Source organism: Nocardioides deserti, from assembly GCF_014266025.1.
Classification (GTDB): domain Bacteria; phylum Actinomycetota; class Actinomycetes; order Propionibacteriales; family Nocardioidaceae; genus Nocardioides; species Nocardioides deserti.
On the sequence record NZ_JACMYC010000007.1, the window covers coordinates 62,589 to 87,124 of the forward strand.

A 24,536-nucleotide genomic window follows, 5' to 3' on the forward strand; every position below is an offset into this window, starting at 1 on the left:
CGTTCAATTGCGCGGAAATGTCCCTGCGCAAGCGCTTGCACACCGCAACTTCCCAGCAATTGCGCGATTGTCGACCGCGCCCGAGCGACCCGCGCGGACCACCGGCGGGCGGAGACCGCGCGGATCAGGCCTTGGCGGAGGCGGAGAGCCGGGCGAGCGCCTTGCGGACGATGCCGGGGTCGGTGGTGGTCCACATCGGCGGGAGGCTGGCCTTGAGGAAGCCGCCGTACCGCGCCGTGGCCAGCCGCGGGTCGAGCACGGCGACGACGCCGCGGTCGGTGGTGGTCCGGATCAGCCGGCCCGCGCCCTGGGCCATCAGCAGCGCGGCGTGGGTGGCGGCGACCTGCATGAACCCGTTGCCGCCGGCCTGGTCGGCGGCCTTCTGCCGCGCCGACATCAGCGGGTCGTCGGGCCGCGGGAACGGGATGCGGTCGATCAGCACCAGCTGGCAGGTGTCACCGGGGACGTCGAGCCCCTGCCACAGCGACAGCGTCCCGAAGAGCACCGTGTGCGGGTCCTCGACGAACTGCTTGGCCAGCTCCGGCAGCTGCGCGTCGCCCTGGGCGAGCGTGGTCAGGTGCGGGAGGCGTTCTCGGACCGCCTCGGCCGCGGTCTCGGCGGCGCGGCGCGAGGAGAACAGCCCGAGCGCCCGCCCGTCGGCGGCGTCGATGAGCTCGACGATCTCGTCGAGCTGGGCGGCCACGAGGCCGTCGCGGCCCGGCGGGGGCAGGTGGCGGGCGACGTACAGGATCCCCTGCTGGCCGTAGTCGAACGGCGACCCGACGTCGATCCCCCGCCACGGCAGCACGGTGTCGGTGCGCTGCGCGTCGGCGCTCTCGTCGACGACGCGCTCGGACGGCTTGAGCCCGACGCTGGTCGCCACCGACCCGAAGTCGCCGCCGAGCATCAGCGTCGCCGAGGTGAACACGACGCTCTTCTCGCGCAGCAGCTTGTCGCGCATCGGGCCCCACACCTGCAGCGGCGCGACGCACAGTCGCGGCGGCATCCGGTCGCTGCCCTCGGTCATCCACAGCACGTCGGAGTCGAGGTCGGCGGCCATCCGCTCGGCGGTCGCGAAGACGTCCTGCACCGACCCCTTGGCCTGGGTCAGCCCGGCGTCGGCGGACTTGTCGCTCTTGTCGTCGCCCTTGGGGTACGCCGACAGGCAGGCGCGCGCCGCGTCGCGGACCAGCACGAGGGCGTCGCCGAGCTCCTGGGGGATCCGCTCGAAGCGGCCCGGCCGGGCGTCGGTCATCGCCGAGCGCAGCGCCTCCGCGGCGTCGGCCAGGTCGTCGGCCTGCGAGCCCTCGACGTGGCGCTGGCTGCGCCGGGCGGCCCGCTCGACCTCGGCCGCCCACAGCTCGTCGGTCGCGGCCTGGGTGACCCGCGCGGTGAGCTCGTGGGCCTCGTCGATGACGACCGCGTCGTACTCCGGGATCATCGGCACGCCCTCGATTGCGTCGATGGCGAGCAGGCTGTGGTTGGTGATGACCAGGTGCGAGCGCTGCGCCTTCTCCTTGGCCAGCTCCGCGAAGCACTCCTGCCCGAAGGGGCACTTGCTCGCCCCAAGGCACTCCCGGTGGCTGACCGAGACCTGGCGCCACTCGCGGTCGGTGTGCCGCGGGGCGTTGTCGCGCTCGCCGCTGCCGCTCTCCTCGGCCTGCTCCTCGGCCCAGGCGCGCAGCTCGAGCACCTTCTGGCCCATCGAGCCCTCGGGCATCTGCACCAGCGCGCCCTGGTCGTCGGGCACGCCCTCGCGGACGCGGTGGAGGCAGGCGTAGTTCGAGCGCCCCTTGAGCACGGCGTACGACGTGTCGACGTCGCGGGCGGACTCGTCCTTCGCGACCGCCTCGACGAGCCGCGGGAGGTCCCGCTCGACCAGCTGGTGCTGGAGCGCGAGCGTGGCCGTGGCGACCACCACCCGGTCGGGGTGGAGCAGCGCGGGCACCAGGTAGGCCAGCGACTTGCCGGTGCCGGTGCCGGCCTGGACGAGCAGGTGCTCCTCGTCGGCGAGCGCCCGCGAGACCGCCTCGGCCATCCGCACCTGACCGGCCCGCTCGGCACCTCCGAGCGCCTTCACCGCGCCGGCCAGCACCTCGCTCACGCGGGTCGTCGGCGCGGTCGGCGAGGCGGAGGTCGGTGGCACCCGAGCACCCTAACCGCGCCCGCCGACACCTCCGGCCGCCGTGCGGCGCGGCTGTGGACGAGGAGACGAGCACCACGCCAGGGGCGGTCCGACGACCTCAGGCGCCCGCCGCGGCGAGCCGCTCGCCCGCGCGGTCGATGTGCTCGGGCGAGAGCACGTGGCCGATGGCGAGGGCGGCGGCACCGATGACGCCGGCCCGCTCCCCGGCGCGGGAGGTGGTCACCGCGAGGTGCTGCGTGGCCAGCGGCAGCGAGCGCTGGTAGACGACCTCGCGGATCCCCGCCAGGAGGCTCTCCCCGGCGTCGGCGAGCGAGCCGCCGATGACGATCGCGGAGGGGTTGATCATGTTGACCAGCGTCGCGAGCACCTCCCCGATGTCGCGCCCCGCCTGGCGCACCGCCTGGACGGCACGCGGGTCACCGCTGCGGACCAGCGTCACGACGTCCGCGGAGCCGGCCGCCTCGACGCCGGCCTCGCGGAGGGCTCGAGCGACGGCCGAACCGGCCGCCACCGCCTCGAGGCACCCCTGGTTGCCGCACCGGCACAGCACGTCCGCGGCCCGCGCGACCGCGACGTGGCCGAGGTCGCCGGCGGTCCCCTGGGCGCCGCGCTGGAGCTGGCCCCCGGAGATCAGGCCCGCGCCGATGCCGGTGCTGACCTTGATGAACACCAGGTCGTCGACGTCGGGCAGGTGCGCGTGCTGCTCGCCGAGCGCCATGATGTTGACGTCGTTGTCGACGAGCACCGGCACGTCGAACGCGCGCTGCACGTGGCCGGGCACGTCGTACCCGTCCCACCCCGGCATGATCGGCGGGTTGATCGCCCGGCCGCTCGAGTGCTCGACGGGCCCGGGCAGCCCCATGCCGATCGCGGCCAGCTCCCGGACCTCGCGGCGCTGGTCGGCGAGCAGGTCGGCGACCACGTGCTCGACCCAGCCGAGCACGTGGTCGGGGCCGAGCGCGACGTCGAGGTCGGCCCGGCGCTCCACGAGGATCGTGCCGCTGAGGTCCGACAGCGCCGCGGTGGCGTGGCTCGCGCCGATGTCGACCCCGGCCACGACCCAGGCCATCGGGTTGAGCGCCAGCAGCGAGGGCGGGCGGCCGCCGGTCGAGACGCCGCCGCCGTACGGCGCCACGAGCCCCAGCCGCATGAGCGTGTCGATCCGCGACGCGATGGTCGAGCGGGCGAGCCCGGAGAGGTCGGCGAGCTGCGCGCGGGTGCGGGGCCGACCGTCCCGAAGGAGCTCGAAGACGTCGCTGGTCCGCACGGCCGCAGTGTTCCACGCACCCTTCATGACGTCCAGCAGTCGACTTTTGACGGACTCTCGACATAAGTGGGTGACGCGTGCCACAGTGCGTCCGTGACCACCACGTCGCACACCTCGACCGACGGGACCCCCGGGACCCCCGGCGCCCCGGCCGCGTCCGCCGGCGCCGTCGTGCTGCGCGCGTCGGGGCTGACGAAGTCCTTCGCGGGCCACACCGTGCTCGCCGACGTCGACCTCGAGCTCCGCGAGGGCCAGGTCCTCGGCCTCGTCGGCGAGAACGGCGCGGGCAAGTCGACGCTGATGAAGATCCTCGCCGGCGTGCACTCCCCCGACGCCGGGACCGTCGAGATCGGCGGCGAGACGGTGACCTTCAGCCACCCCGTGCAGGCCCAGCAGGCCGGCCTCTCGACGGTCTTCCAGGAGTTCAACCTCCTGCCCGAGCGCACGGTCGCCGAGAACGTCTACCTCGGCCGGGAGCCCCGCCGCCGCGGCCTCGTCGACGTCGAGCGGATGCACCGCGACACCGACGAGCTGCTCGCCGGGCTCGGCGTGACCGGGCTCCGGGCCGGGCAGCGGGTCCGCACCCTCTCGGTCGCCGAGCAGCAGCTCGTCGAGATCGCCAAGGCCGTCAGCTACGACGCCCGCGTCATCCAGATGGACGAGCCCACCGCCGCCCTCGCCGAGCACGAGGTCGAGCTGCTCTACTCCGTCATCGCCCGGCTCACCGCCCGCGGCGTCGCGATCGTCTACGTCTCCCACCGGCTCAAGGAGATCTTCGACCTCTGCGACACCATCACCGTCCTCAAGGACGGCCGCCAGGTCACGACGCAACCGGCGACCGACCTCGACGACGCCGAGCTCGTCCGCCTCATGGTGGGCCGCTCGATCTCCTCCTTCTTCCCCGACCCGCTGCCCGGCACCGAGGTCGGCGAGCCGCTGCTGGAGCTGCGCGGCGCCGGCAACGGGTACGTCGACGGGGTCGACCTGACCCTGCGGGCGGGCGAGGTCGTCGGCATCGCCGGCCTCCAGGGCTCGGGCCGCACCGAGCTGCTCGAAGCGGTCTTCGGCGTCCGGCCGCTGACCCGCGGCACCATGCGCATCGGCGGGCGCGACGGGGGGCGCGACGTACGTCCCCGCTCCCCGCGCGCGGCGATCCGGGCCGGCCTCGCCATGATCACCGAGGACCGCAAGGCCACGGGCCTGGCGCTCAACCAGACGATCCTCGACAACGCGCTCGGCGTCGTCCGCGCCGTCTTCCCCCGCCGCACGGGCGCCGCCCGGCGCGAGCTGCCCGGCCTGCTGTCCTCGCTCGAGGTCTCGGCCCGGGCGATGGACCAGGAGGTCCAGTACCTGTCCGGCGGCAACCAGCAGAAGGTCGTGCTGGCCCGCTGGCTGACCACCGAGCCCCGCGTCGTGCTGATGGACGAGCCCACCCGCGGCATCGACGTCGGCGCGAAGCACTCCATCTACGAGCTGATGCGCGCGCTCGCGGCCCGGGGCGTCGCCGTCCTCATGGTCTCCAGCGAGCTGCCGGAGGTGATCGGCATGTCCGACCGCATCGTCGTCATGCGTGACGGCCGGGTGGCCGGCGAGCTGCCTGCCGGTTCGACCGAGGAGCAGGTGCTCCAGGTCGCGACCGGCGTCACCGGCGTCACTGGGGAGGCGGGCGCATGAGCACGCTCCTCCGGCGCGGGACGCCGCTGACCTCCACCGGCATCGTGCTGGTGCTGCTGGTCCTCAGCCTGGTCGTCGGCTTCGTGCTCACCGCGGTCGAGGGCCGCAACTTCCTCAGCTCCGGCAACATCTCCGCGCTGCTGACCGGCATCAGCATCCTGGGCTTCATCGCGATCGGGCAGACGCTGGTGATCCTGGTCGGCAGCCTCGACCTGTCGGTGCCGTACGTCGTCAGCCTGGTCAGCGTGCTGGCCGCCGGCACCATGGCCGGCGAGGACGGCAACGTGCTCCCCGCGGTCCTGCTCGCCCTCGCGGTCGCCGCGGCGATCGGGCTGGTCAACGGGGCGATCGTGGCCTACCTCGGCGTGCACGGGTTCATCGCGACGCTCGGCACCGGCCTGGTCATCAGCGGCTACCTCGCCACCAACTACCAGGGCAGCCACGGCTCCGCGCCGCGCTCCTTCCGCCTGGTCGGCGCCACGCAGGTCGGCCCGGTGCCGGTCTCCACGCTGATCCTGCTGGGCTGCGCGGTGCTCGTCGTGCTCATGCTCCGGCGCACCCGCACCGGTCACCACCTGTACGCCGTCGGCGGCAACCGCGAGGTCGCCCGCCTGTCCGGCATCCGCACGTCGGTGCCGGTCCTGGTCGCCCACACCCTCTCCTCGGTGCTGGCCGCGCTCGCCGGCCTGCTCCTGCTGGCCCGGCTCAGCGTCGGCAGCCCCACGATCGGCAGCCAGGGCGACTACGACCTGATGTCGATCGCGGCCGTCGTGCTCGGCGGCACGGTGCTCGCCGGCGGCAAGGGCAACGTCGTCGGCACCCTCGCCGGCGTCGCGATCTTCTCGGTCCTCGACAACGTCATGGGCGTGATGGGCGTGAGCGCCTTCCTCCAGGACGTCGTCCGCGGGCTCGTCATCGTCGTCGCGGTCGCGGTCTACGCCCGCCGCGAGATCGACCGCCGCCCCGCCCGGTTCGAACGGCCCACCGGCCTCGACGCCGCCCTCCAGGAGGCGAAGTGACCACCTCGACCCAGCTCCTCGACCGGGCCGGTCGCGCCCCGCTGGCCGACCACCACCGCAGCCTGGGCGGGCGGGCCGCAGCGGCGCTCGCCACCCCCGGCGGCGCGGTCTACGTCCTGGTCCTGCTCCTGCTGGTGGCCACCATCGCGGCGAACCCGAACTTCGGCGACCCCGGCGTGGTCATCCGCTTCCTCGGTCGCACCGCGCCGATCGCGATCGCGGCGATCGGGCAGTACTACGTGATCGTCTCCGGCGAGTTCGACCTCTCCATGGGCGCGGTCGTCGCCGCGCAGGTGGTGATGGCCGGCAACCTGATCGGGCAGGACGACAGCCGGATCCTGCCGGTCATGGTGCTGATGCTCGCCGTCGGCGTGCTCATCGGCGTGCTGAACGGCCTGGGCACCACCTTGCTGGGCGTCCCCAGCTTCATCGTGACGCTGGGGATGATGCTGGCGCTCGGCGGCCTGGTCGACCACCTCACCGGCGGCGCGGCCACCGGCAACCCCGCTGACACGTTCCGCGAGATCGGCCGCGGCGGCATCCAGGACGTGCCGGTCGTCGACGTCATCCCCTACCCGCTGCTGATCCTGCTCGTGCTCGGCGCGCTCGCCTCGTGGTCGATGCGCCGCCCCTTCGGCCGCAGCCTCGTCGCCGCCGGCGACAACGCCGACGCCGCCCGCGTCTCGGGCAGCTCGCTGTGGTGGCTGAAGACCCGCGCGTTCATCATCTCCTCGCTGTCGGCGACCGTCGCCGGGATCCTGCTCGTCGGGTACGCCGGCGTGCACCCCTCGGTCGGCCAGGGCTACGAGTTCACCGCCATCACCGCGGTCGTCCTCGGCGGCGTGCTCCTCGGCGGTGGCCGCGGCTGGGTGCTCTCGGCCGCCGCCGGAGCCGTCGCGCTGGAGCTGCTGTTCGTCCTGCTGACGGCCCTCGGGGTGGAGTCCACGTGGCGCGCCACCGTGCAGGGCCTGATCATCATCGCCGCCGTCGCGGTGGCCGGCCGCGCCTGGCAGCGCGGCCGCCGCCCCCGACGTACCTCTCCCTCGTCTCGGCACCTCACCCACCACCAGCCCACCCCGGGCACAACCACAGGAGACAACTGATGCGCACACCGTTGCGAAGCAGGTCGCTCAGGGGCGCCGTGGCGTCCGTCGCTGCCCTGGCCGTCCTGGCCGCGTGCAGCACCGACGAGTCCATCGACGATCCCGCCCCGCAGGCGGGCGAGGAGTCGGCCTCGGAGACCGAGGAGTCCGGCGGCGGGGAGGAGTGGTTCGTCCAGGCCGACTTCGACGAGCAGGACGAGCAGCGGTCGGCGACGTTCGAGGGCGACCCCGAGCAGCCGTGGCTGCAGTACATCGACGGCGAGATGACCGACACCGCCGACTACACGTCGAACAAGGCGCAGAAGGTCTGCTTCGCGAACGCCTCGATCTCCAACCCCTGGCGCCAGACCGGCTGGATCACGATGAACCAGCAGCTGAAGGTGCTCCAGGACGAGGGCGTCATCTCCGAGATGGAGACCCGCGACGCCCAGGACGACGACAACACCCAGATCGCTGACATCGACTACTTCATCAGCGAGGGGAACTGCGACGTCTTCGTCATCTCCCCGAACTCCACGGCCGCGATGACCCCCGCCGTCGAGCGCGCCTGCGAGACCGGCAAGCCGGTCATCGTCTTCGACCGCGGCGTCGAGACCGACTGCTACACGACGTTCATCCACCCCATCGGCGGCTACGCCTGGGGCATCGACACCGCCAACTTCCTCGTCGAGAACCTCGAGGAGGGCGACAAGGTCGTCGCGCTGCGGATCCTGCCGGGCGTCGACGTGCTCGAGACCCGCTGGGGCGCGGCCAAGAAGATCTTCGAGGAGAACGGCATCGAGGCGGTCGACTACTTCACCGGCGCCGACCCCACCAAGATCAAGGGCATCATCACCGACGAGCTCACCAAGGGCGACGTCGCAGGCGTGTGGATGGACGCCGGTGACGGCGCCGTCGCCGCCATCGAGGCCTTCGAGGACCAGGGCGTCGACTACCCGGTCATGACCGGCGAGGACGAGATGAGCTTCCTGCGCAAGTGGGAGGAGACGGGGCTGACCGGGCTCGCGCCGGTCTACTCCAACTTCCAGTGGCGCACCCCGCTGCTGGCGGTTCAGAAGATCGTCGCCGGCGAGGAGGTCCCGAAGGAGTGGGTGCTCCCGCAGACCCCGATCACCGAGGACGAGCGCGCCGACTTCCTCGAGGCCAACGAGGGCATGCCCGACGGCCACTACGCGAAGTTCGGTGGCGAGGACCTGCCCGGCTACCCGCAGGTCTGGCAGGAGCGCCAGATCCCGTGACCCCGCGCCCCTGACCCCGGCCCGGCCGGGGGTGGACGGACCCACCCCCGGCCGACACCCCGGTCCCCTCTCGACGAACGACCCCGCCCCGCCTCCCCGACTCCTTTCGACCGGAAGGTGTGCCCGTGCGCGCGCAACCCCGCCCCCTGGGCGTCAACACCTGGGTCTGGACCTCCCCGCTGACCGACGACGACCTCCGCCGGATGCTCGCGCTCGTCGCGGAGCTCGGCTTCGACGCGGTCGAGCTGCCCCTCGAGGAGCCGGGCCACCTCGACCCGGCCCGGACCGCCGCCGCCGTCCGCGACGCCGGCCTGGCGCCGTACGTCGTCGGCGCGATGGCCCCCGGCCGCGACCTCGTCGCCACCGACGCCGCGAGCGTCGCCCGCACCCAGGACTACCTGCGCAGCTGCGTCGACCTCGCCGCCGCGATCGGCGCGCCCAGCGTCTGCGGCCCGTTCTACGCCGCCACCGGCCGCGTGTGGCGGATGACGACCGCCGAGCGCACCGCGGCGTACGACGAGTGGTGCACGAACCTCGCGCCGGTGCTCGACCACGCCCGCGCCGCCGGCGTGGCGATCGGCATCGAGCCGCTGAACCGCTACGAGACCTCCCTGGTCAACACCGTCGACCAGGCGCTGGCCGCGCTGGCACCGCTCCTCGACGCGGCCGACCCGGGCATCGGCCTCGCGCTCGACACCTACCACCTCGGCATCGAGGAGCGCTCCAGCGCCGACGCCGTCCGGCGGGCCGGCCGCCACCTGGTGCACGTGCAGGTCTGCGGCAACGACCGCGGCGCACCCGGCCACGACCAGACCGACTGGCCGGCGCTGCTCGATGCGCTCGACGACGTCGGCTATGCCGGCGCACTGAACATCGAGAGCTTCACCCCCGACAACGCCTCGATCGCGGTGGCCGCCTCGATCTGGCGGCCGCTCGCCGCCTCGCCGGACGACCTGGCGCGCGACGGCCTCACCTTCCTCCGGTCGCTGACCGGCTCCCACGCCCCAGGAGGCGCCGCATGACCGAAGCGAACCCCACCGGCGCGCCCGGCCTGGGGGTGGCCGTGATCGGCTACTCCTTCATGGGCAAGGCGCACTCCAACGCCTGGCGCAACGTCTCCGCGTTCTTCCCCGACGCCCCGCGGGTGCGGCAGCAGGTGCTGGTCGGGCGGGACCCGGCGGCGCTGAAGACCGCCGCGGACCGCTACGGGTGGGCCGACACCGCCACCGACTGGCGCGACGTCGTGACCCGCGACGACGTCGACGTCGTCGACGTCTGCACCCCCGGGCACCTGCACGCGGAGGTCGCGCTCGCGGCGCTCGAGGCCGGCAAGCACGTCCTGGTCGAGAAGCCGCTCGCCAACACCGTGGCCGAGTCCGAGGCCCTGGTCGCCGCCGCCGCGGCCGCCGCCGAGCGCGGTGTGGTCACGATGACCGGCTTCAACTACCGCCGGGTGCCGGCGCTCGCGCTCGCGCGGCGGATGATCGCCGAGGGCCGGATCGGCACCGTCCGCCAGGTCCGGGCCAGCTACCTCCAGGACTGGCTCGTCGACGAGTCCGCGCCGATGACGTGGCGGCTGCGCCGCGAGTCGGCCGGGTCCGGCGTCCTCGGCGACCTCGGCTCGCACGTGGTCGACCAGCTGCACCACCTGCTCGGCGAGCCGGTCGTCTCCGCGAGCGGCCACCTGCGCACCTTCGTGCCGCAGCGGCCCGGCGACCACGGGCCCGAGGAGGTCACCGTCGACGACGCGGCCTGGGCGACGCTCGAGACCGCCTCCGGCGTGGTCGCCAGCCTCGAGGTCAGCCGGATGGCCACCAGCCGCAAGAACGCGCTGCAGATCGAGGTCTACGGCACGGCCGGTTCGCTGTCGTTCGACCTCGAGCGGCTCAACGAGCTCGGCGTCGACGACCACGGGCTCGACCCCGCCGGCGGCGTACGCCGGGTGCTCGTCACCGAGACCGACCACCCCTACCTCGACGCCTGGTGGCCGCCCGGCCACGTGCTCGGCTGGGACAGCACGTTCACCTCGCAGGCCGCCGACTTCCTGGCCGCGGTCGCCAACGGGACCAAGCCGGCGCCGTCGTTCGCCGACGGCCTGGCCGTCCAGCGGGTGCTGGCGGCCATCGAGGAGAGTGCGGGACGCTCGGGCGCCCGCGTCGCCGTACCGACCGTCACCACCCAGCAGGAGGACTGAGATGGGCAAGCGCTTCACCCTGTTCACCGGCCAGTGGGCCGACCTGCCGCTCGAGGAGGTCGCCCGGCTCGCCGCCGGCTGGGGGTACGACGGACTCGAGATCGCCGTCTCCGGCGAGCACCTCGACGCGTGGCGCTGGGACGAGCCCGGCTACGTCGAGGGGCGGCTGGAGATCCTCGAGCGGCACGGCCTCGGCTGCTGGGCGATCTCCAACCACCTCACCGGCCAGGCCGTCTGCGACGACCCGATCGACGAGCGGCACCGCGCGATCGTCCGGGACCGCGTGTGGGGCGACGGCGACCCCGAGGGCGTGCGCACCCGTGCCGCGGAGGAGCTGGCGCTGACCGCGCGGCTCGCTCAGCGGATGGGCGTCTCCACCGTCGTCGGCTTCACCGGCTCCTCGATCTGGCCGTACGTCGCGATGTTCCCGCCGGTGCCGGCCTCCCGGATCGAGGCGGGCTTCACCGACTTCGCCGACCGCTGGAACCCGATCCTCGACGTCTTCGACGAGTGCGGCGTCCGCTTCGCCCACGAGGTGCACCCCTCGGAGATCGCCTACGACTACTGGTCGACGGTGCGCGCGCTCGAGGCGGTCGGCCACCGCGAGGCCTTCGGCCTGAACTGGGACCCCAGCCACATGATGTGGCAGGACCTCGACCCGGTCGCGTTCATCACCGACTTCGCCGACCGGATCTACCACGTCGACTGCAAGGACACCCGCCTGCGCCTCGGCGGCGGCCGCAACGGCCGGCTCTCCTCGCACCTGCCCTGGGGCGACCCGCGCCGCGGCTGGGACTTCGTCTCCACCGGCCGCGGCCAGGTCCCGTGGGAGGACTGCTTCCGCGCGCTCGCCGCCATCGGCTACGCCGGACCGATCTCCGTGGAGTGGGAGGACGCCGGCATGGACCGCCTGCACGGCGCCCCCGAGGCCCTCGCCTTCCTCAAGCAGTTCGACTACGACCCTCCCGCCGCCGCCTTCGACGCCGCGTTCAGCTCCTAGCCGCGTCCGCTCCGGGGCCGGCCCGCCGCCCTTGTAACGGAACGTTCGCTGCTCTACCTGTACGCTGCAGCGTGCAGACACAGTGGCGAACGCCGCGTTACATGCGACAGCCGGGACCGCTCAGACCCCGGCGGCGGCGATCGCGTCCGCGACGGCGTCGCCGAAGGCCCGGTGGCCCTCGAGGGTGAGGTGCAGCCGGTCGTCGAGGTAGGGCAGGTCCAGCCCGCTGGTGGGGACGTACGTCGCCGCGTGCCGCTCCGCGAGCCGGGCCAGCAGCCGGTCGATGCGGGCGACCCCGTCCCCGCGCGCGGGCGCGCTCGCCGGTCCGACCACGACGACGGCCGCGTCGCCGACCCGGCGCTCGAGGCCGGCCACCAGGCGCTCGAACCCGGCCCGCACGGCGGCGTCGCTCTGGTCGACGTCGTTCAACCCGCCCTCGACGACCACGAGGTCGGCGCCGCCGAGGACCGCATCGGCGGCGCGGGCGGCGAAGGAGACCTCGGGCCCGCAGCCGCTCGCGCCGGCGCTGAAGCCCGACCCGGAGAAGCCCGCCACGCGCACCCGGCCCGCGAGCCGCGACGGCCACGACGTACCCACCTCGTCCAGACCGAGCCCGGCCGCCCACGAGTCGCCGATGACCACGACGTCGCGGCCCTCGCCGGTGACGATCCCCGCCCGCTCGGCCGAGCTCGCGGCGAACCGCTCGCAGCGGGTGCTGCCGGTGCCGCGCGCCCGGTCGGCCAGCTGGACGACGAGGACGCCGACGACCACCAGCACGACCACGGCGAGGAGCACCGAACGGCGACGGGCGAGGAGCACCTGACGATGGTGCGCCGTTCCCGCCCGCCCACCGAGGGTTGTTGCAGGATCGTTGCCGACCGCAAGGAACTCCGGTCGAGCCGGTCGGCGCGATTCCTCGGGCGGTCCGCCTCAGGACTCCGTCGGCCGAGGCTCCGGGGGCTCCGCCACGCCGGGGTCCTCGCCCGGCGCGACGGGGTTCGGCGACTGCTCGGGGTCGCTGCCGGGCGGGGCGGTGCTCGGGTCGGTCGGGTCGGGCTCGAACGGTGCGGTGGCCATGGCGGCTCGGTACCCGGACGGCGCCCCACGAGCCGCTCGCGAGCCGCCCCGCGTGGGAGCCGACCCGGGTGGAGACGCGGCCCGACCCCGGCGGGTCAGACCAACGCGTACGCCGCCAGCTCGCCGGCGAGGTCCTCGTTGGCGCGGCCGTGGACGATCGTGCCGTCGGCGGTGTGCTCGACGGAGTCGATCTCGCCGTGCTGGTGCAGCCGGTTGATCAGGTCTCCGCGCTCGTAGGGCAGCAGCGCGGCGAACTCCACGCCGGGTCGGGGCAGCTCGCCCTCCACGACGGCGAGCGCGTCGGCGATGCCTTCACCGGTCTTGGCGCTGACGACCACGCAGTGCGGCTCGCGCTGGCGCAGGCGGGCGATGACCATCGGGTCGGCGGCGTCGGCCTTGTTGATGACGACGAGCTCGGGCACCTGGTCGGCACCGATCTCGGCGAACACCTCGCGCACTGCGGCGATCTGTCCCTCCGGGTCGGGGTGGGAGCCGTCGACGACGTGCAGCACGAGGTCGGCGTCGGCCACCTCCTCCAGGGTGGAGCGGAACGCCTCGACCAGCTGGTGCGGCAGGTGCCGCACGAAGCCGACCGTGTCCGACATCGTGTAGACGCGGCCGTCGGAGGTCGTCGTGCGCCGTGTCGTCGGGTCCAGCGTCGCGAACAGCGCGTCCTCGACCAGCACCCCGGCGTCGGTGAGCCGGTTGAGCAGCGAGGACTTGCCGGCGTTGGTGTAGCCGGCGATCGCGACCGCGGGGATCTGGTGGCGACGGCGCTCCTGGCGCTTGGTGTCGCGGGTCCCCTTCATCTCGCGCAGCTCGCGGCGGAGCTTGGCGATCCGGGTGTTGATCCGGCGCCGGTCGGTCTCGATCTTGGTCTCACCGGGACCACGGCCACCGATGCCGACACCGCCGGCGGCACGGCCGCCGACCTGGCGCGACAGGTTGCCACCCCAACCACGCAGGCGCTGCTTGAGGTAGGTCAGCTGCGCGAGCTCGACCTGCGCCTGGCCCTCCTTGGACTTCGCGTGCTGGGCGAAGATGTCGAGGATCAGCGCGGTCCGGTCGACGACCTTGACCTTGAGCCGGTCCTCGAGGTTCCTCAGCTGGCTGGGTGCGAGCTCGCCGTCGCAGATCACCGTGTCGGCGCCGGTGGCGGCGACGATCTCCTTGAGCCCCTCGACCTTGCCGCGGCCGATGTACGTCGCCGGGTCGGGCCGCTGCCGGCGCTGGTAGATCGCGTCGAGCACCTCGGAGCCGGCGGTCTCCGCGAGGAGCGCGAGCTCGGCCATGGAGTTCTCGGCGTCCTCGACGCTGCCCTCGGTCCACACGCCCACCAGGACCACGCGCTCGAGGCGCAGCTGGCGGTACTCGACCTCGGTGATGTCCTCGAGGTCGGTCCGCAGCGCGGCGACGCGGCGCAGCTCGTGGCGCTCGGCGAGGTCGAGCTCACCGGTGGTGAGCTCCTCCTCGGGGTCGGGCTCGTCGACGTAGCCGGACTCGAAGTCGTCGTCGGTGTCGTCCTGGATGTCGTCGGTGTCGTCCTCGACGGTGACCTCGAGGTCCTCGTCGTCCCAGGCGCGGGTCTCCTCCAGCTCGGAGTCGAGCGAGAAGTCCCGTGCGTTCGCGTTGGTCATGTGCCTCCGTGTCTTGCCAGGTGTCGTGCCAGGTGTCGTGCTGAGCGTCATCTCGGAGAGCACAACGCCTCCGAGCCCTCCACTATGCCCGCTTGACTGGGGCTGTGGACAACCCCTTTCCCCCGGTGCCCGGCTCCTCCGCCGGCATCCGCCTGCTCGGCCTCACCGGCGCGCCCGGCGTCGGCAAGAGCACGTACGCCGCGGCGCTGGCCGCCGAGCACGGCCTCGCGGTGGTCCCGATGGACGGCTTCCACTACGCCGACGTCGAGCTCGCTCGCCGCGGGCTGCTCGACCGCAAGGGCGCGCCGGACACCTTCGACGCCGAGGGGTACGCCGTGCTGCTGCGGCGGGTGCGCCGGTGCGAGCCGGCGGTGGTCGCCCCCGCGTTCGACCGCGACCTCGAGCAGGCCCTGGCCGGGGCGATCGCGGTGCCGGCGACCGGGACGGTGGTGACCGAGGGCAACTACCTGCTGCTCGACGAGCCGCGCTGGCGGGCGGTGCGCGCGGAGGTCGACGAGGTCTGGCACCTCCACGTCGACGACGACCTGCGCCGCGAGCGGTTGGTCGCCCGGCACGTGCGGCACGGCAAGTCGCCTGCGGAGGCGCGGGCCTGGGTGGCCCACGTGGACGAGCCGAACGCCCGGCTCGTCGAGACGGTCGCGGCCCGGGCCGACCGGGTGCTGGACCTCACCGCCCGGGCCTGACCGACCCGCTGGATCGCGCCCGACCGCGTCGGGTACCTGACGACGTCCGCCCACTCACCCACCACGCTTTGGAGGCACGAGCATGGCCGACGGCACCCGCTCGCTGACCACGCGGCAGGGCCACCCTGTCCCCGACAACCAGAACACCCGGACGATCGGCGCCCGCGGACCGGCGACGCTGGAGAACTACCACTTCCTCGAGAAGATCAGCCACTTCGACCGCGAGCGCATCCCCGAGCGGGTCGTCCACGCCCGCGGCGCGGTCGCGTTCGGCGAGTTCGAGGCGACCGGCACGTGGGGCGACGAGCCGATCGCGGCGTACACGCGGGCCAAGATCTTCTCCGAAGCCGGCAAGAGGACGCCGCTCGCGATCCGGTTCTCCACCGTCATCGGTGGCCGGGACTCCTCCGAGGCGGCGCGCGACCCGCGCGGCTTCGCGGTGAAGTTCTACACCGAGGACGGCAACTGGGACCTCGTCGGCAACAACCTCGGCGTCTTCTTCATCCGCGACGCCATCAAGTTCCCCGACGTCATCCACTCCCTCAAGCCCGACCCGGTGACCTTCCGCCAGGAGCCGGCGCGGATCTTCGACTTCATGTCGCAGACCCCGGAGTCGATGCACATGCTGGTCAACCTGTTCAGCCCGCGCGGCATCCCGGCCAGCTACCGGACCCAGCAGGGCTTCGGCGTCAACACCTACCGCTGGGTCAACGCCGAGGGCGTCTCCCACCTGGTGAAGTACCACTTCTACCCGCACGAGGGCGTGAAGTCGCTGACCGAGGAGGACGCCGCCAACATCCAGGCCGGCGACCTCGGGCACGCCTCGAAGGACCTCTACGAGGCGATCGAGCGCGGCGACTTCCCGAAGTGGGACCTCTACGTGCAGATGATGGAGGACCACGACCATCCCGAGCTCGACTTCGACCCGCTCGACGACACCAAGGTGTGGCCGGAGGAGCTCTTCGAGCCCAAGCTGGTCGGGACGATGACGCTCAACCGCAACGTCAGTGACCACCACAACGAGAACGAGCAGATCGCCTTCGGCACCGGCGTGCTCGTCGACGGCCTGGAGTTCTCCGACGACAAGATGCTGGTCGGGCGGACCTTCTCCTACAGCGACACCCAGCGCTACCGGGTCGGCCCGAACTACCTCCAGCTGCCGGTCAACGCCGCCAAGGTCGACGTCCACACCAACCAGCGCGGTGGCCAGATGTCGTACGGCGTGGACCTCGCCGATGGGCAGAACCCGCACGTCAACTACGAGCCCTCGACGATGGGCGGCCTGGCCGAGTCGGCCAAGCCCGGCCACGGCGAGGTCGGCCCGGAGATCAACGGCCGGCTGACCACCGCGCGGATCCCGCGCACGAACGACTACGCGCAGGCCGGCGAGCGGTTCCGGCTGATGGAGGACTGGGAGCGCGACGACCTGGTGAAGAACCTCGTCGCCAACATCTCCGAGGCCACCCGTGAGGTCCAGGAGCGGATGGTCTGGCACTTCTTCATGTGCGAGGACGAGCTCGGCCAGCGGGTCGGCGAGGGTCTCGGCATCACCGCCGACGACGTCCGGGGGCTCGAGCCGCTCGCGACGCAGACGCTGTCGGAGGAGGAGCTCGAGCGGGCCCGCAACCTCGGCAAGAACGGCCCTCGCGACGTCGAGGGCCACACGATGACCCACTGCGTCCCGAACGAGCGGGTGGTCGTCGAGCGCTGACGCGCGGCCACCGGCCCCGCACACGCGACGAGGCCCGCTCCCCTGACCGGGGAGCGGGCCTCGTGCCGTGCGGGTGCTAGCTCTTCTTCTTCAGTGCGCTCGGCTTGTGCACGGCTTCCCCGCCGGACTTCTCGCTCTTCACGAGGTACTGCGGGTCGTCCTTGCTCGCCTTGACGTCACGCTTCGCGGCGTGGGTGTCGGAGGTGATCTTCTTCTCCACCACGCCCTCGGCGGTGCCGCCGTGGGACTTCCACTCGACCTTGTCGCCCTTCTTGAACTCCGTCATGGGCGGCCGGTACCCCGACGCGTCGACCCGAGCCGACTGGCGAGCCGCCTCCCGGCGGACGGGCAATCCGGGCGTAACCACGTCGAAACAGCCGGCCACCACGCGGTCCCTAGCGTCCTTCCGTCTCGGGTCCCGCCGACGCACGGACGTGCGGCGGCGCCCCTACGAAAGGACCACCACCTCTCATGAATCGGCGCCTCGGTCGATCTCTCGGCCTCCTGCTCGCCACCAGCGTCCTCACCATCGCCCCCACCGCGCCCGGCACCGCGGCGCCAGCCCCGGAGAACCCCGGCGCCTGGCCCGCCCTGGCGCAGCGGCTCCAGCCGATCATCGACGACGCGAAGGACGAGGGCGTGGCCCTCGGCCTGTTCGTCTCCGACCTCAGCGGCGGGGCGCTCGGCGGGCAGACGCTCTACCTCGGCAAGCAGGACCGCTACACCACCGCTAGCACGATCAAGCTCTCGCTCGCCGCGACGGTGATGAGCCAGGTCGAGTCCGGGGCGCTGACCCTGGACGACGAGGCCACCATCACCGAGCCGGAGGTCGTCGGCGGGTCCGGCGTGCTGAAGGACCGGCCGCGGCCGATCACCACGACCGTCGGCGAGATGCTCGACCTGATGATCACCGTCAGCGACAACACCGCGACCAACAAGCTGGTCGACGTGGTCGGCGGGTTCGACCCCATCAACGCGCTCGCCGAGGGCGCCGGGATCGCGAAGGAGGACCTGCACTTCGGCCGCAAGATGTTCGGCGCCGTCGTCCTCCCCGACGGCGACCTGTGGGCCACGCCGTACGGCTACCAGCAGCTGCTCGACCTCTACTGGAGCTCCTACCAGGGCCGCCCGGCGGCCGGTTTCGTCGACCGTGGCAGCGCCCGCCACATCCTGGGGCTGATGCGCAAGCAGCAGGTCAAGACCAAGCTCGGCGCGGTGGTCCCCGGCCGGCTCCTCGCCCACAAGACCGGCGAGAACGCGACCGTCAGCCACGACCTCGGGTTCCTCATGCTGTCCGGCCGCGAGGTGGGCATCGGCGTCTTCACTCAGAACGACGGCGGGTACGTCGGGGACGCGTGGTACGACGCCGCGGACCCGTTCGTCCACCAGGTCGCCGCGGTCGTCTACGACCACGTGCTGCACGCCGAGACCCCGGCCGCACCGGAGGCCGCCCTGCCCACGACGGCGTCGCTCCACCTTCCGAGGACGCGGGTCGCCCACGGCCACAGCGACGTGCGGCTGACCGTGCGGGTGCGCGCCGCGGCGACCCCGCGCGGGGCGGTCGTCATCCGCGACGGCGGACGCGTGCTCGCCACGAAGCGGCTGGTGGCCGGCCGGGCGACGTACCGCCTGCCCAGCACGCTGGTGCGCGGACCGCACCGGCTGCGGGCCCGCTACGTGCCGGCCGACCCGGCGGCGTACACGCCCTCGACGTCCGCCGTGGTGGTGCTCCGGGTCCGCTGAGCTGGACGCCCCCGGACATGCAAGACGCCTCGTGCTGCCAGGAGTGCGCCGGAGCGCACGCTGGGCAGCACGAGGCGTCGTCCGCGAGGCGTCAGGTCACTTGGGAGGCATCCGGATGCCGCCGTCGACGCGGATGGTCTCGGCGTTCATGTAGGAGTTGGTCAGGCACTCCATGACCATGGAGGCCAGCTCGTCGGGGGTGCCGAGGCGCTTGGGGAACAGCACGCTCTCGCCCAGCTTGGCCTTGAACGCCTCCGCACCCTCGCCCTCGCCGTAGATCGGGGTCTCGATGAGGCCCGGGGCGACGGTGTTGAGGCGGATCGCGGCGGCGGAGAGGTCGCGGGCGACCGGGAGGGTCATGCCGACGACGCCGCCCTTGGAGGCGGAGTACGACGCCTGGCCGATCTGGCCGTCGAACGCTGCGACCGACGCGAGGTTGACGATCGCGCCGCGCTCGCCGGTCTCGGTCGGGTCCTGGGTGCTCATCACCGTCGCGGCCTGGCGGACCACGTCGAAGGTGCCGACCAGGTTGATCGCGACGACCTTCTTGAACGCGTCGAGGTCGTGGGCCGACTCGAGCGTGCCGTCACGGCCGATGGTGCGCGAGGCCCAGCCGATGCCGGCGGAGTTCACGACCGCGCGCAGCGGGGCGATCTCGGCGGCGGCGCGCACGGCGCCGGCGATCTGCTCGGTGTCGGTCACGTCGACGCGGGCGAAGACCCCGCCGATCTCCTGGGCGAGGGCCTCGCCCTTGTCGGCCTGGAGGTCGGCGACGACCACGACGGCACCGCGGGCGGCGAGCTGGCGGGCGCAGGCAGCGCCGATGCCCGACGCTCCGCCCGTGACGATGGCACTGGCTCCGTTGAGTTCCATGCAGCGGACTGTAGTGGCCCGCCGTCCCTCACAGGGCGGTGGTTCCGCGGGCGACCACGACCGCCGGACCGGTCATCAGCACCCGGTCGTCGGCGGTCCAGCTGATCTCCAGCGTGCCGCCGGGGAGGTCGATGCGGTACGTCGCGTCGCCGGCCTCGCCGGTGTCGCTCGCGTCCGGGCGGCGTCCGTCGGCCAGCGCGGTGGCGACCGCGACCGCGCACGCACCCGTGCCGCACGACCGGGTCTCGCCGGACCCGCGCTCGTGGACCCGCATCGCGACGTGGCCGGCGCCGCGCCGCTGGACGAACTCCACGTTGACCCCGTGCGGGTAGACCGCCCGGTCGTACGCCGGCTCCTCCGCCAGCGCCCCCACCGGTCCGTCGGCCGCGAGCGACTCGCCGTCGCCGAGGAACGCCACCGCGTGCGGGTTGCCCATGTCGACGTGGGTCGCCGCCCAGCGGGCCGGCCCGACGGCCACCTCAGTGTCCCCGAGCAGCCGCGGGCGGCCCATGTCGACGGTGATCCGGTCGCCGTCGACCTCGATCACCTTGACGCCGGCGCGGGTGCCGACCGGGATCGGCCGGCCGGGCTCGACCAGGCCCTCCTCGAGCAGGTGCCGGGCGAAGACGCGCACGCCGTTGCCGCACATCTCCGAGAGCGAGCCGTCGCTGTTGCGGTAGTCCATGAACCACTCGGCCTCGCGCGGGTCCGCGTGCTCGCGCGCCGCGGCGTACGCCTCGGTCCGCACGACGCGCAGGACCCCGTCGCCACCGATGCCGGCCCGCCGGTCGCACAGCCGGGCGACGCGGGCCGGGTCGAGGTCGCCGTGGACCGTGCCGTCGTGGTCGGGCAGGAGCACGAAGTCGTTCTCGGTGCCGTGCCCCTTGAGGAACGGGTACTCACTCATAGAGCGACTTCCCGTAGTTCTCGGGCTTGTAGTAGTCGTCGAGCTGCGCGACGTCCATGCCGTTGGCCTCGACCTCCTTGGCGATGAGCGCCCGGCGCGGCACCGTCGCCTCGGGGTCCCAGGTCTCAGGCTGCCACAGGCCGCTGCGCAGGAACGCCTTCGCGCAGTGGAAGAACAGGTCCTCGATGTCCACCACGACCGCGAGCAGCGGCCGGTGCCCCTTGACGACCAGCTCGTCGAACCACGGCGCGTCGCTGACCAGCCGTGCGCGGCCGTTGATGCGCAGCGTGTCGCCGCGGCCGGGGATGAAGAAGTTCAGCCCGACGTGCGGGTTGGTGAGGATGTTGCGGTAGCCGTCCGCCCGTCGGTTGCCCGGCCGCTCCGCAAGGGCGATCGTCCGGTCGTCGATGACGTGGACCAGCTGGCCGGCCGGGTCGCCCTTGGGCGAGGCGTCGCAGCGGCCGTCGGCGTCGCTGGTCGCCATCACGCAGAACGGCGTCGCCGCCAGCCAGGCCCGGTCGACCGGCAGCAGAGAGGGTCGCGCCTTGTTGACCGCCCGATCGTTCGGCTCGCCCAGCAGCGCGACGAGCTGCTCGACGGTGGTGATCTCAGCGGTGGTGATCTCAGCGGTGGTCTCGACTGGCGTCTCGGGGGCGCGTGCGGCGACGGTCTCGGTCACGTGCCCACGGTAGTGCCCGCGACCGAGGCCGGGCGCCCGCGTTTTCAGGGCGTCCGCGGCCGGACCACGCCGGCGGAGCCCCCTCCCCGGCGCGCCGGCTCGGCTGCGGCGGTCAGCAGCCCGCCGGGGCCGATCTCGATCGCGGCCGCCGCACCGATCTCCGCGGCACTGGTCAGCGCGTCGCCGGCCGGCGCGAGCTCGTGGCCGTACGCCTCGAGCAGTGGCCCGTAGGCGTCGATGAACTCCGGCTCGGCCGTCACCGCGGCGGTGTTGCGCTGCGAGGCGCGCGGCGCGGCCACCGCCTCGGCGATGCTCCGGCCCCGGTCGAAGCGCTCGACCAGGATCTGCAGCACGGTCGTGATGATCGTCGAGCCGCCGGGCGAACCGACCGCGAGCACAGGCTTCCCGTCGCGGAGCACGATCGTCGGCGACATCGAGCTGCGCGGCCGCTTGCCCGGCTGGATCCGGTTCGGGTCCTCGGGGTCGGGCACGGCGGTGAAGTCGGTCAGCTCGTTGTTGAGCAGGAAGCCGCGACCCGGCACGACGATCCCCGAGCCACCGGTCTGCTCGATGGTCAGCGTGTACGACACGACGTCGCCCCAGCGGTCGACGACGCTCAGATGGGTGGTCTCGACGTTCTCGGTGTCGGGCGCCTCGACCGGCTCGGCCTCGTCGCCGGTGGCACACTCCCCGTCGTAGGACGTCACGTCGCCGGGCTCGACCGGCTTGGTGGCGGCCCGGGTCGGGTCGATCGTGCAGTCGCGCTCGGCGGCGAAGGTCGGCGAGAGCAGGTCGGCGAGCGGGACGTCGACGTACGCCGGGTCCCCGACGTACACCCCTCGGTCGGCGAAAGCCCGCGCGCTCGCCTCGAGGTAGAGGTGCAGCGCCTGGGCGTCGTCCATCGCGGCGAGGTCGTGGCGCTCGAGGATCTCCAGCGCCTCGCCGACGGTCGAGCCGCCGCTGGAGGACGGCGCCATGCCGTGGACGTCCAGCCCGCGGTAGCTCGTGCGGGTCGCGGCCTGGTTCTTGACGCGGTAGCCGCGCAGGTCCTTCTTGGTCAGGTAGCCGGTCGGCACGGGCAGGTCGGTCCGGCCGCTGAGCGGCGGCTTGCGGACCGCCTTGACGATCTCCGCGCCGATCGCGCCGCGGTAGAACGGCTTCAGGCCGTCCTTGCGGACGAGGTCGTAGGTGCGGGCGAGGTCGGGGTTGCGGAACCGCGTGCCGACGGTGGGCAGCTTCCCGCCGCGCAGGAACAGCCGCTTGGACGAGGTGAAGGTGCGGAACCGTTCCCGGTTGTCCTTCGTCTGCTGGCGGAACGTCTCGTCGACGACGAAGCCCCTGCGCGCCAGCGCGGCGGGCCGGCCGAGCACCTGCCTCAGCGATCGGCTACCCCACCGGTCGAGCGCACGCTTCCAGGTGGCGAGCGTGCCCGGCGTGCCGACGCTGACGCCGCTGGTGACCAGGTCAGGGGTGAACGGGTAGGGCTCGCCGGTCGCCGGGTCAAGGAACGCGTCGGCCGGGATGCCGCGCGGGGCGGTCTCGCGGCCGTCGATGGTCGCGACCTTCCCGGTCGAGGCGTCGTAGTGGACGAAGTAGCCGCCCCCGCCGATGCCGGCGCTGTAGGGCTCGGTGACGCCGAGCGCGGCCGCCGTGGCGACCGCCGCGTCGACGGCGTTGCCGCCGGAGCGGAGCACCGCGAGCCCGATCCGGGTGGCGTCCGGGTCGACCGAGCTGACCGCCCCACCGGTGCCCGTCGCCACCGGCACCTTCGGGGGCACCGGCGCGGCTGCGGCGGGCGGGGCGCCCGGCAGCGCGACGAGGGCCGGCGCGACCAGGGCGAGGACGGGGACGGCTCGGACGATGGAGAGACGGCGCATGGGTTCCTCCCGAGAGATCCGCGGACGAGGCGGTCCGATCACTGTGGACCCGGCCGCCGACAGTTGTCGAGGTGCCCGCTCCAGCTCGTCCCAGGCAGGCGATCCCCGGCAGCCGTCCTCAGGCAGGCCGTCGTCGGGGTAGTAACGGACGTTCTTGACCTCCACGAGGTCGGGACGGACGTTCCTGACCGTTACTACCCCGGCCGGCTACGAGCGAGCACCCACGACGTCGTACGTCGCGCAGAGGAACGCACCGTTGCGCCCGTGCGAGGTGAGCCGCAGGTCGAGCCGTCGCGGGAGCAGCGGCCGGCCCGCGCCGAGGGTCACGGGCGCGATCGACACCAGCACCTCGTCGAGCAGCCCGGCGTCGGCCAGCTGGCCGGCGAGGTCGCCGCCGCCGACGACCCACACGTCCTTGCCGGCGGCCGCCTCGACCATCGCGGCGTGCACCTCGCGCACGTCGCCCGAGGCGATGGTGACGGTGTCGGCGACCGGGGCGAGGTCGCGGTGCGTCATCACCCAGGTCGGCTGCGTGTAGGACCACCGCTCGCCGGTCGCGGCGTTGTGGTCGAGCAACCACTGGTACGTCGTCGCGCCCATGAGCAGGGCACCGATGCCGCCGATGAACGCGCCGTAGTCGAGCATCCCGCCCTCCTCGAGCGGCTGGCTCAGCAGCCAGTCGAGCGAGTCGTGCTCGTCGGCCAGGAAACCGTCGAGCGTGGTGGCGGTGTAGTAGACGGTCCTCGTCATCGGTCGCTCCTCGTCCTGCTCCACATGATCGGGTCGCCGTGGTCCACCGCGGCGCCGAGCGTCCGCAGCAGCATCCGGGCGAGCTGGCGGCGGTGCGCGGCGTACGTCAGCACGTGCCCGACGACCTCGCCCAGCAGGAAGCTCTCGGGCGGCTCGCAGAGCGCGTCGACCAGTCGGTCGCCCCACGCACCACGGCGGTCCACGTCGCGCACCATCGCCAGCCACCGCGGCGCGACCGCGTCGTGCCGCTCCAGCAGCCGCGGCAGGTCGCCGTCGCCGCGGGCGGGGCTGTCGAGGCCCTCGATCGCGGCGAGCCAGACCTCCTTGGCGTGGACGTGGTTCTCCAGCACCGCCGCCAGCGACGCCTCCTCGCCGTCCCACGCGAGCACCCGGTTGCCGGGCAGCAGCACGCGCTCGCGCTCCTCGCGCGCCCGTCCCTTCGCCACGTCGAGCAACGCGCGGGTGTCGTCGAGGTCGTGCCGCACCAGCTGCTCGGTGACCGGGTCACCGGCGGGACCGCCCGCCTCGCCGGCGTCGACCCACAACGACGTCGGCGGGTGGAAGTGGATGCCGTTCGGGGCCGGCAGCCAGTGGTCGCGCGGCCCGCCCGCGCGCACGGCCGACGGCGGCTCGCCGTACGCCTTGGCGAAGGCCCGGCTGAACCCCTCGACGCTCTCGTAGCCCGCCGCGAACGCCGCCTCCGTCACGCTCGTCCCACGTCGCAGCCGCCAGGCCGCGCGCTCCAGCTCGACCCGTCGGCGCATCGCCACCGGCGGCTCGCCGGCGTCGCGGCGCAGCCGGTGGGCGAAGTGGTACGGCGAGGCGTAGGCGTCCTCGGCCATCTCGCCGAGCGTCCGGTTGTCCTCGTCGAGCACCGCGTCGAGGACCTCGCGCAACCGGTCGCGTCCGCTCAGGTTCTCCACCATGCCGACCAGTC

At 73.2% G+C, this 24,536-nt stretch carries 22 protein-coding genes; 10 read left to right on the forward strand and 12 right to left on the reverse strand.

Translation table 11 applies throughout. From position 1 onward, the window contains the following. Window positions 1–124 precede the first annotated feature (124 nt). Entirely contained in the window at window positions 125–2,146 is a 2,022-nt protein-coding gene (locus H7344_RS13220) for an ATP-dependent DNA helicase (protein WP_186346483.1), read from the reverse strand. Between the two features lie 97 nt (window positions 2,147–2,243). Continuing rightward, entirely contained in the window at window positions 2,244–3,413 is a 1,170-nt protein-coding gene (locus H7344_RS13225; protein ID WP_229706933.1) for an ROK family protein, read from the reverse strand. 93 nt (window positions 3,414–3,506) lie between these two features. Here H7344_RS13225 and H7344_RS13230 point away from each other — a divergent pair, with 93 nt between their 5' ends. The 7 genes from H7344_RS13230 to H7344_RS13260 all read left to right on the forward strand — a co-directional run bounded on the left by H7344_RS13230 (window position 3,507) and on the right by H7344_RS13260 (window position 11,641). After that, complete coding sequence (locus H7344_RS13230; protein WP_186346485.1) at window positions 3,507–5,087, forward strand: sugar ABC transporter ATP-binding protein; 1,581 nt, start codon at window positions 3,507–3,509, stop codon at window positions 5,085–5,087. Then, window positions 5,084–6,106: an ABC transporter permease gene (locus H7344_RS13235; protein WP_186346486.1), complete on the forward strand. Its 1,023-nt coding sequence runs from the start codon at window positions 5,084–5,086 to the stop codon at window positions 6,104–6,106. The genes H7344_RS13230 and H7344_RS13235 overlap by 4 nt, the downstream gene beginning before the upstream one ends. Further along, entirely contained in the window at window positions 6,103–7,209 is a 1,107-nt protein-coding gene (locus H7344_RS13240; protein WP_222130642.1) for an ABC transporter permease, read from the forward strand. The genes H7344_RS13235 and H7344_RS13240 overlap by 4 nt, the downstream gene beginning before the upstream one ends. 38 nt (window positions 7,210–7,247) lie before the next feature. Beyond that, window positions 7,248–8,447 (forward strand): substrate-binding domain-containing protein, encoded by a 1,200-nt coding sequence (locus H7344_RS13245; protein WP_222130643.1) that lies wholly within the window; start codon window positions 7,248–7,250, stop codon window positions 8,445–8,447. A 125-nt stretch (window positions 8,448–8,572) separates the two neighbouring features. Then, window positions 8,573–9,469, forward strand: a complete 897-nt coding sequence (locus H7344_RS13250) for a sugar phosphate isomerase/epimerase family protein (protein WP_222130644.1) — start codon at window positions 8,573–8,575, stop codon at window positions 9,467–9,469. Next, the gene (locus H7344_RS13255) at window positions 9,466–10,641 is read left to right on the forward strand and encodes a Gfo/Idh/MocA family protein (RefSeq protein ID WP_186346488.1); all 1,176 of its coding nucleotides are present in this window, start codon (window positions 9,466–9,468) and stop codon (window positions 10,639–10,641) included. The genes H7344_RS13250 and H7344_RS13255 overlap by 4 nt, the downstream gene beginning before the upstream one ends. A 1-nt stretch (window position 10,642) precedes the next feature. Continuing rightward, window positions 10,643–11,641, forward strand: a complete 999-nt coding sequence (locus tag H7344_RS13260; RefSeq protein WP_186346489.1) for a sugar phosphate isomerase/epimerase family protein — start codon at window positions 10,643–10,645, stop codon at window positions 11,639–11,641. Window positions 11,642–11,761: 120 nt separating this feature from the next. On the opposite strand, the gene H7344_RS13265 is transcribed toward H7344_RS13260, so the two are convergent. The 3 genes from H7344_RS13265 to hflX form a co-directional block, all read right to left on the reverse strand. Continuing rightward, window positions 11,762–12,460 (reverse strand): SGNH/GDSL hydrolase family protein, encoded by a 699-nt coding sequence (locus tag H7344_RS13265; RefSeq protein ID WP_186346490.1) that lies wholly within the window; start codon window positions 12,458–12,460, stop codon window positions 11,762–11,764. A 111-nt stretch (window positions 12,461–12,571) separates the two neighbouring features. Then, window positions 12,572–12,718 carry a hypothetical protein gene (locus H7344_RS13270; protein WP_186346491.1) on the reverse strand — a complete coding sequence of 49 codons (147 nt, stop codon included), beginning with the start codon at window positions 12,716–12,718 and terminating at the stop codon, window positions 12,572–12,574. A gap of 95 nt (window positions 12,719–12,813) precedes the next feature. After that, window positions 12,814–14,355, reverse strand: coding sequence for a GTPase HflX (gene hflX, locus H7344_RS13275; protein ID WP_186346492.1), 1,542 nt, complete (start codon window positions 14,353–14,355; stop codon window positions 12,814–12,816). Window positions 14,356–14,459: 104 nt separating this feature from the next. Here hflX and H7344_RS13280 point away from each other — a divergent pair, with 104 nt between their 5' ends. Both H7344_RS13280 and H7344_RS13285 read left to right on the forward strand, forming a co-directional pair. After that, window positions 14,460–15,059: a nucleoside/nucleotide kinase family protein gene (locus H7344_RS13280; protein WP_186346493.1), complete on the forward strand. Its 600-nt coding sequence runs from the start codon at window positions 14,460–14,462 to the stop codon at window positions 15,057–15,059. Between the two features lie 82 nt (window positions 15,060–15,141). Further along, window positions 15,142–16,770: a catalase gene (locus H7344_RS13285; RefSeq protein ID WP_186346494.1), complete on the forward strand. Its 1,629-nt coding sequence runs from the start codon at window positions 15,142–15,144 to the stop codon at window positions 16,768–16,770. A gap of 76 nt (window positions 16,771–16,846) precedes the next feature. Here the strand turns inward: H7344_RS13285 and H7344_RS13290 are convergent, their stop codons facing one another. Beyond that, the gene (locus tag H7344_RS13290) at window positions 16,847–17,056 is read right to left on the reverse strand and encodes a hypervirulence associated TUDOR domain-containing protein (protein ID WP_166195709.1); all 210 of its coding nucleotides are present in this window, start codon (window positions 17,054–17,056) and stop codon (window positions 16,847–16,849) included. Window positions 17,057–17,241: 185 nt separating this feature from the next. On the opposite strand from H7344_RS13290, the gene H7344_RS13295 reads away from it, so the two are divergent. Continuing rightward, complete coding sequence (locus tag H7344_RS13295) at window positions 17,242–18,513, forward strand: serine hydrolase (RefSeq protein WP_186346495.1); 1,272 nt, start codon at window positions 17,242–17,244, stop codon at window positions 18,511–18,513. Window positions 18,514–18,609: 96 nt separating this feature from the next. Here the strand turns inward: H7344_RS13295 and H7344_RS13300 are convergent, their stop codons facing one another. The 6 genes from H7344_RS13300 to H7344_RS13325 all read right to left on the reverse strand — a co-directional run bounded on the left by H7344_RS13300 (window position 18,610) and on the right by H7344_RS13325 (window position 24,525). Then, window positions 18,610–19,386: an SDR family NAD(P)-dependent oxidoreductase gene (locus H7344_RS13300; protein WP_186346496.1), complete on the reverse strand. Its 777-nt coding sequence runs from the start codon at window positions 19,384–19,386 to the stop codon at window positions 18,610–18,612. Between the two features lie 28 nt (window positions 19,387–19,414). Then, the gene (gene dapF / locus H7344_RS13305) at window positions 19,415–20,293 is read right to left on the reverse strand and encodes a diaminopimelate epimerase (RefSeq protein ID WP_186346497.1); all 879 of its coding nucleotides are present in this window, start codon (window positions 20,291–20,293) and stop codon (window positions 19,415–19,417) included. Then, window positions 20,286–20,972, reverse strand: coding sequence for a pyridoxamine 5'-phosphate oxidase family protein (locus tag H7344_RS13310; RefSeq protein WP_308423322.1), 687 nt, complete (start codon window positions 20,970–20,972; stop codon window positions 20,286–20,288). The genes dapF and H7344_RS13310 overlap by 8 nt, the downstream gene beginning before the upstream one ends. Before the next feature lie 44 nt (window positions 20,973–21,016). Continuing rightward, complete coding sequence (gene ggt, locus H7344_RS13315; protein ID WP_186346498.1) at window positions 21,017–22,849, reverse strand: gamma-glutamyltransferase; 1,833 nt, start codon at window positions 22,847–22,849, stop codon at window positions 21,017–21,019. A gap of 207 nt (window positions 22,850–23,056) precedes the next feature. Beyond that, window positions 23,057–23,599 carry a dihydrofolate reductase family protein gene (locus H7344_RS13320; protein ID WP_186346499.1) on the reverse strand — a complete coding sequence of 181 codons (543 nt, stop codon included), beginning with the start codon at window positions 23,597–23,599 and terminating at the stop codon, window positions 23,057–23,059. Continuing rightward, the gene (locus H7344_RS13325) at window positions 23,596–24,525 is read right to left on the reverse strand and encodes a helix-turn-helix domain-containing protein (protein WP_186346500.1); all 930 of its coding nucleotides are present in this window, start codon (window positions 24,523–24,525) and stop codon (window positions 23,596–23,598) included. Before H7344_RS13325 ends, H7344_RS13320 begins: the two co-directional genes overlap by 4 nt. Between the last annotated feature and the right edge of the window lie 11 nt (window positions 24,526–24,536).